General features: G+C 74.9%; 3 protein-coding genes. 2 read left to right on the plus strand and 1 reads right to left on the minus strand.

Annotated features, from left to right (window positions below; genetic code table 11):
* Window positions 1-194: 194 nt before the first annotated feature.
* Window positions 195-1337, plus strand: a complete 1143-nt coding sequence (locus C6N75_RS24160) for an AI-2E family transporter (protein ID WP_105871012.1) — start codon at window positions 195-197, stop codon at window positions 1335-1337.
* A gap of 323 nt (window positions 1338-1660) precedes the next feature.
* Complete coding sequence (locus C6N75_RS24165) at window positions 1661-3331, plus strand: MFS transporter (RefSeq protein ID WP_105871013.1); 1671 nt, start codon at window positions 1661-1663, stop codon at window positions 3329-3331.
* Window positions 3332-3352: 21 nt separating this feature from the next.
* Here C6N75_RS24165 and C6N75_RS24170 read toward each other — a convergent pair whose 3' ends face one another.
* Window positions 3353-3844 carry a cupin domain-containing protein gene (locus tag C6N75_RS24170; RefSeq protein ID WP_258177583.1) on the minus strand — a complete coding sequence of 164 codons (492 nt, stop codon included), beginning with the start codon at window positions 3842-3844 and terminating at the stop codon, window positions 3353-3355.
* Window positions 3845-3990: the final 146 nt, after the last annotated feature.

Raw genomic sequence — 3990 nt, forward strand, 5'->3', positions numbered from 1 at the left:
CCCCCGCACAGTCCCCCGCCGAACCCTCCGGGCCCTCCTCCCGGCGGCGCTCCTTTCCCCAGCCGACCCGTACGCCGTCTCCCGCGTCGTCCCGCGCCCCTTCCCGTCCGGCGGTCCGCCGCTCCCCCCGGCGTACGGCGGACCGGCCCGGGAGAGCTGCGGGCGGTGGGACGGGCGGCGGTCCGGAGGCCGGGGTGCGGGTCTCCCCGGTGCTGCGCTCGGCCGCCGCGCACGCCTGGCGGCTGCTGGTGGTGGCGGTCGCGGTGTACGCCGTGTTCGCGGTGCTGGGCCGGTTCCACGAGCTGGGGGTGGCGCTGTTCCTCGGCATGGTGGTGACCGCGCTGCTGCGCCCGCTGGTCGGCCTGCTCGCCCGCCCGCTCCCCCGTGCCCTGGCCGTCGCCGTGGCCCTCGTCGCGAGCATCTTGCTGGTGCTCGGCGTGCTGGCGCTGGTCGGTGACGCGGTGGCGGGTCAGCGCCGTGTGCTGGTGCAGGAGTTCGCGGCCGGCGTGGACCGGATCGAACGCTGGCTGGAGGGCCCGCCGTTCCGGCTGGACCCGCACGCGCTGACCGACCTCCAGTCCCGGATCGGCGGCTTCCTCTCCCGGAACCGCTCGACGCTGCTCTCCACGGCCCTCACCGGGGCGGGCAAGCTGGTGGAGGTGGTGACGGTCTGCGCGCTGGCGCTGTTCTGCTCGGTGTTCTTCCTGCACTCCGGCGGCAGCCAGTGGGCCTGGTTCTGCGCGCAGCTCCCGGCCGGTGCGCGGCCCCGCACCGAACTGGCGGGGCGCACCGCCTGGCGGACCTTCACCGGCTACACCCACGGCATCGTGCTGGTGGCCGCGACCAACGCTGTGCTGGTCGGACTCGCGCTGTTCCTGCTCGGGGTGCCGCTCTCGCTGCCGCTGGCGCTGCTGGAGTTCTTCGCCGCCTTCGTGCCGCTGATCGGCTCGCCGGTCGCCCTGGCGGTGGCCGCCGTGGTCGCCCTGGCGGCCAAGGGACCGGTCACCGCGGCGATCGTGGTCGCGCTGATCGTGGTCATCGGCCAGATCGAGGGGCATGTGCTGCATCCGCTGGTGATGAGCTGGGCGGTGCGGCTGCACCCGGTGGTGGTGGCGCTCTCGGTGATCGGCGGCGCCATCGCGGCCGGCGTGCTCGGCGCGGTGGTGGCGGTCCCGCTCGTCTCGGTCCTCTGGGCGGTGCGCCAGGCCCTGCGGCACCGGGACGGCGACGGGACGCGGGGCGGGGCGGGGCCGCGCCCCCACGGCGACGAGGACGACGGCGACGGCGGGAGAGCCGTGCGACTCCCCGGCGGTGCGGACCGCCGCGTGGCGCACTGACGGGGCAGCACTCTCCGGCCGTGGTCCGTCGTGCGGCAGGGAGCGACGACGGTGGCCACGCGTGTCGCCGGTCGAATCGCCATGGGACGAGGTCGGGTTCCCGCGGTGGGACGGCCGGCCGCGGAGATCTTCTGCGTGGACCGACGATCCCGCGCAGGGGTGGTGCGCTTCCAGGTCCGCACCGACCGGCGGATCGCCGCCGCCCCCTGACGCCGGACGGCGTCCCTCCGCCGGCCTGCCGAGCCCTCCCGTCGTCGTCCTGACGGGCCGGGCCCGGCGCTCTGAGCTGCGCGCGCCCGCGAGCAGGAGGAACATCGGAGGGTATGAGCAACGAACGGGGCAAGGCGGGCGCCGCCGCTGCCGCGGGGGCAGGACCGGAGGCGGACGGGGCGCGGGCCGCGCGCCGGCCGCTGGCCCTCGCGGCGATGCTGTTCGCGGTGTCCATGACCTTCATCGACCAGACCATCGTCAGCATCGCGGCGCCGGACGTCATCGACGAGCTGGGCCTGTCATCGTCCGGCATGCAGTGGGTGGTGAACGCCTACCTGCTGTCGCTGGCGGCGTTCTTCGCACTCGGCGGGCGGCTGGCGGACATCCTGGGGCCGCGCCGGATGGCGGTGACCGGGACGCTGCTCTTCGTCGTCTCCTCGGTGCTGTGCGGCTGTGCGCCCTCCGGGTCCTTCGCCCAGCCGTGGCTGGTGGTCTTCCGGGTGACGCAGGGGCTCGGCGCGGCGCTGATGTTCCCGGCTGCGCTGGCCGTGGTGGTGGCCGTCTTCCCGGTGGCCAGGCGGGGCCGGGCGCTGGCGCTGTTCTTCGGGCTGTCCGGGGCCCTGACGGCGATCGGCCCGCTGCTGGGCGGCTGGCTCACCGACTGGACCTGGCGGGCGATCTTCTGGGTGAACGTGCCGGTGGCGGTGGTCGCGCTGGTGCTGACCGCGCTGGCGAGGATCAAGGACGTACGCCGTCCTGAGCGGCTCGACGTGGTGGGCGCCGGGCTGGTGGTGGTCGGCATGGGGCTGAGCGTGCTGGGCCTCCAGCAGGCGTCGGCGTGGGGCTGGGGCTCGCCGCTGACGTGGCTGTGCGTCGTGGGCGGGCTGGCGGTGCTGGCGCTGTTCTGCCGGTACGAGCTGACCGTGCCCGATCCGCTGATCAGGCTGGCGGTCTTCCGCGACCGGGCGTTCCGCGCGGACAACCTGGTGCTGTTCTTCGCGATGCTGGCGTTCGTCCCGGTGTTCTTCTACGCCTCGGTGTACGCGCAGGTGTCGCTGAGCGCCTCGCCCAACCAGGCGGCGCTGTTCCTGCTGTACTTCTTCGCGGGCTTCGGCATCGCGTCGCAGTGGGGCGGGCGGATCGTGGACCGGCAGGGGCCGCGCCCGGCGCTGAAGATCGGCTGTGCGCTCGGCGCGGCGGGCTTCGCGCTGTGGGCGGGGAAGATGACGGACCTGTCGATGCACGACCAGTGGCCGTACGCGGCGATGGCCGGGGCGGGCATCGGCTTCATCCTGTCGCCGGCGTCGACGGACGCGGTCAACCGGGCCATCGGGGCCTCGTACGGCGAGGTCACCGGCATCACGCAGACGGTGCGCAACTTCGCGGCGGCGGTGGGCATGGCGGTCTTCGGCACGGTGCTTCACCATGTGATGACCGACCGGGTGGAGCAGTCGCTGGAGTCCCATGGCCTGTCGGCGGACACCTCGCGGTCGGTCGCCCAGGACGTGGCGGAGGCGGTCAGCGGCCATCCGGACGGCCGGGTGCCGGCCGGCGACGGCCCGGTGGCCACCGCCATGCGGGACTCCATGGACGCCATCCGGCTGGACTTCGCCGAGGCCAACCAGTGGGTGTTCTACGGCATGGCCATCGCCCTGGGCATCGGGTACCTCTGGGCGCTGACCCACCCCGGCGGCCGCGTCACCGCCCACGGCGAGGGCGACGAGCGCACCGCAGACGCGGTCTCCGACGCCTCCACCGAACCTCCGGCCGGTCCGGCCCGCTGACCCGTGCCGGGACCCGGCCGGTCAGCGGGGGCGGCGGGCGGGGAGAGGGGTTCCGCAGCGGGTGCAGTAGCGGGCGTCCACCTCTATGGCGTGGTGGTGGCACTCCCGGCACACCCGGTGCAGGGTGCAGGTGGAGCTCTCCCCGGCCCCGGCCGGCCGGGCGCGGCCGATGCGCAGGCCGGACCGGCGGCGGTGGGCGGTGATGAACACGATGCCGTCGGCACCCGGCTCCACGGCCCGGCGGGCGCCGCGCGGAAGGTAGACGACCACGCCGCGGGAGACCTCCCGCCGCGCCCCGTCCAGCATCAGCGTGCCGCTGCCGGAGACGACGACGAGCAGCACGTCGACCTGGGCCTCGACATGGTCGCCCACGGGAGAGCCGGGCGGGACGCGGACCACGTTGGCGTCGAGCTGGCGGTTGCGGCGGCCCAGCCGCCACAGTGCGCCGCTGCGGCCGCCGCCGGCGCGCAGCAGCTCGTCGACGTCGGTCTCCTCTGGGCCGGTGCTGCTCACAGCCAGGTGTGCCTCTCCGTTCGGTGCTCCCCCGGCGGTGCGCTGCCGGGGCTGCGCCATCCTCCCAGCTCGCGCGGGTCATTGGGTCCGTGATCGGGTCGACGGGTCCGGACCCGTCGACCCGATCACGGACCCAATGACCCGCG

The sequence above is a fragment of the Streptomyces solincola genome (assembly GCF_002982015.1).
GTDB lineage: Bacteria > Actinomycetota > Actinomycetes > Streptomycetales > Streptomycetaceae > Streptomyces > Streptomyces solincola.

Bases quoted from the DNA above. Each gene is read 5' to 3' on its own strand.
- C6N75_RS24165 (WP_105871013.1), top strand. From the start codon at position 1,661: ATGAGCAACGAACGGGGCAAGGCGGGCGCCGCCGCTGCCGCGGGGGCA.